This is a genomic window from Vibrio sp. V12_P9A6T4 (genome assembly GCF_963874835.1).
Lineage (GTDB): Bacteria > Pseudomonadota > Gammaproteobacteria > Enterobacterales > Vibrionaceae > Vibrio > Vibrio anguillarum.
This window is the reverse complement of sequence record NZ_CAWNJO010000016.1, coordinates 1-3046: the sequence shown is the minus strand read 5'-3', so window position 1 is coordinate 3046 and position 3046 is coordinate 1. Positions and strand designations below refer to the sequence as shown.

Sequence of the window (3046 nt, the reverse complement as noted above, 5' to 3'; positions counted from 1 at the left end):
CCACTGGCGAGATACGCGGAAAAGTGCTGACTTTCAGGTGTAAAGCTAGAGCCTCAGACTAAGAAAAATAAGCGCTTAATTTTATGGTTTTTTTAACCTCAGCTAACGCCCGCTTAAGGGGCAGCCAACGCTACTACTAATTTTCAGCATAACACCGTGATCACAAAAACCAACGCATAGTACAAATGCCACGCGTTGGCTGTCCCTCTTGAAGCGTTTGTTATAAATTTTATGTGTATTGCTCTATGACTTGCCTGATTTTTTGAGCCGCTAAGATAATTTGGAACGTAGTTAATCCAGAGATGAGGATTGAACTCAATAATATTGAGCCTAACATTAGTTCACTCAACTCAGACATGAAAAACCAAATTGTAAAACTAGCGACACAGCACAGTATACAAATCAAGTAAGATGCCATTATACGATCAGTGATCTTATTGAACGAGCTCCATTCGTAGAGTTGCTTGTTAGACGTGTTCTCTAAAGGTGCATGAACTTTTTGAGCCACTTGAAAGGTCACGCCTGTAAAGATGACTGGCAGTGAGGGGATAAACTTCCAGAGTTCAGCATTACTTTTAAGTTTTCCACCTATAAGTACAAATACCTCCGGATAACCATATGTAATTGCAGCAGTTAGGAGAATAACAACAAACTCCGGAGATATAATAGTAAAGCGAAAAATATCTATAATTCGATTCATCAGTGACCCAAATGCCTTTTTTGTTTGATTTCATTAAATATTTCAAGAGCTTTACGGTAGAGAGCATCTGGCTCTGGGTTTTTATCGAAGGAAAAGTTTTTTACAGTCTCAGATGTTTTTATAGTTATAACTTCATTGTCTCTTTTCCCTTTAACTGTTCCATGACCATAGCCGTCTGCAGCCATAAGTATCGCAGCGTCACCGATCGGAAGGGGCTCATCTGATACATATTGTTGATCTGCAGTCTGGTTGGCTGCTTTTTCAATGTGATATGGCAGATCTGTATTTAGCGGCTCACTTTCTGGAGCATCTTCGACGATAGTCATACGATCAGTATTTCGCTTGATTAGGTAGTCCTTTAGCTCAGCCCAAAGGCAGCCAAACATTGGATTTGGAGGAGATATTTTCGCATTAACATGATAGATGCCATCCAATGATGATACTTTTGCAGCAAAAGAACGTAAGTCTGAGACCAACTCAATATCACAATCAACAAAAAAACGTTGATAAGTTTCTTCGATAATAGAACAAAACCGATTAACAAAAGCTTTTTGTTCTATGTGGTTATATACATTAAGAAATGCAATACCTGAATGGGAAGGTATATATACAAAGGGGCTAGAAGCAACTTTCAAGTTAGGTTCAATTTGTGTTTCTTCTGTTCTTCGATAAGTATCTACGACAGTAACCTCACCTAACGGCTTGTATTTGCTTAGGCGACCAAAAATATAATGCTCCCCGTTGTCTTTAACTTCTTGGACGTCAATGAATGTCCAGGATGAATCTCTATAAGATAAGGAAACCGGCTCTTTGATTGCATTTATTAACTTTTCTTGATCGAGAGTGCCAAGTTTCAATACTCGACCTAAATAATATGTTCCCAAGCTTGCCACTCATAACTCCTTTAAAAAATTTATAACGCCGCATTAAGGGGCAGACAACGCCGCCACAGAATTAAAATAGACAACCGTAAACACAAATTTTCAAGTAAACCACAAATGCCACGCGTTGACTGTCCCTCTTAAATGCTTTGTTATGTGTTTTTACTCATATAATGCAAGGGTGCTTTGTAATTGTTCACTGAAATTGAATATATCATCCACAGTTTCGATCGGATGCCGAGTTTCATTCTTAGCTTCATCAAAGATACCAATATATTTCTGCTTAGTATTAAACCACAAACGGCATAGAGGCTTACGATTGTTATCATCTAGCAGAATTCCAAAATAGCTTTGAGTATCACGCGCACAAACTCTCTGTACTTCTACTTTTTGCCTAAGTATTGCTTTGACTATATTAAAACCTTCAATTTCTTCTTCTGTAGTAAGAATTTTAGATTTTTCTGAACTTTCATTTACGTCTTCAGCAGGAATAACTTGAGTTTCAATATTCGTTGATTCTTTGACGTCAGCGCCAATAGCTGATTTTAGACGGGCATTTATACTGTCATTGAGAAACTGCTTTAAAGCTTTAGTGGTAATGTCTAGAAATTGAGATTTAACTTTTGCAGTTTGAACACCGTCATAGACGCGAGAAGTAAAGAACTTCACAAAATCTTCTTCTGGGCTTTGGAACTGTTCACCTAGAACTTTTTTTATTTGGTTTAAATATTTTAATTCACCTGCTGCATCAACTACAGATTCAACATCAAAGGAGGATTTAGTTAATTTTTTTATTTCAGGGACAACATGCTCATCTAAATTTTCGAGATCTAATGTCAAAAATGGCTTTTCATCCATTTTATTAGGAGCATCCAAATCAGTAAAAAATTGATATTTTGAGCCATTAGTTAAAATGGCAATACGTGCATTTGTTACTGAGAAATATCGAAATAATTGGTTGGCATGCTTTGTTGATAATGGTTCACTATACTTCTTACATTCAATTAGAATTTGAACCACACCATCTTTGATCAAGGCATAATCAACCTTTTCCCCCTTTTTAGTTCCAGTATCAGCCGTAAACTCAGGTATAACCTCGTTTGGATCGAATACGTCATAACCAAGGACTGAATGCAGAAAGGGCATAACTAAAGCATTTTTTGTTGCTTCTTCGGTAGCCAGATTAGCCGAAACTTGAGAAACTTTCTTCGAAAGAGCCTGAAGCCGTTCAATAAAATCCATAAAATACTCCATTACATGCATTGAAAAAGATTGATTATACCCAATAAAAGCTAATGGAAACGTCGTTCAGTTAAAAGTTTAAAGTCGAGAAACACATAACGCCCGGTTAAGGGGTTGACAACGCACCACTTAACTCAAAAAACACGCCGTAAACACTGAATTTCAATTTTGAACTAAAGTCGACGAGCGTTGGCAATCCCTCTTTAACCGTTTGTTATGCTTA

General features: G+C 37.2%; 2 protein-coding genes. Both read right to left on the bottom strand.

From position 1 onward, the window contains the following. Nucleotides 1-699: 699 nt before the first annotated feature. Nucleotides 700-1593: a hypothetical protein gene (locus AACQ42_RS00780; protein ID WP_254918594.1), complete on the bottom strand. Its 894-nt coding sequence runs from the start codon at nt 1591-1593 to the stop codon at nt 700-702. A 150-nt stretch (nt 1594-1743) separates the two neighbouring features. Further along, complete coding sequence (locus AACQ42_RS00775; protein ID WP_017044853.1) at nt 1744-2823, bottom strand: type I restriction endonuclease; 1080 nt, start codon at nt 2821-2823, stop codon at nt 1744-1746. Between the last annotated feature and the right edge of the window lie 223 nt (nt 2824-3046).

What these genes read in the sequence shown, in the direction of transcription:
- AACQ42_RS00775 (WP_017044853.1), bottom strand. Translation starts at nt 2,823, where the DNA reads ATGGATTTTATTGAACGGCTTCAGGCTCTTTCGAAGAAAGTTTCTCAA.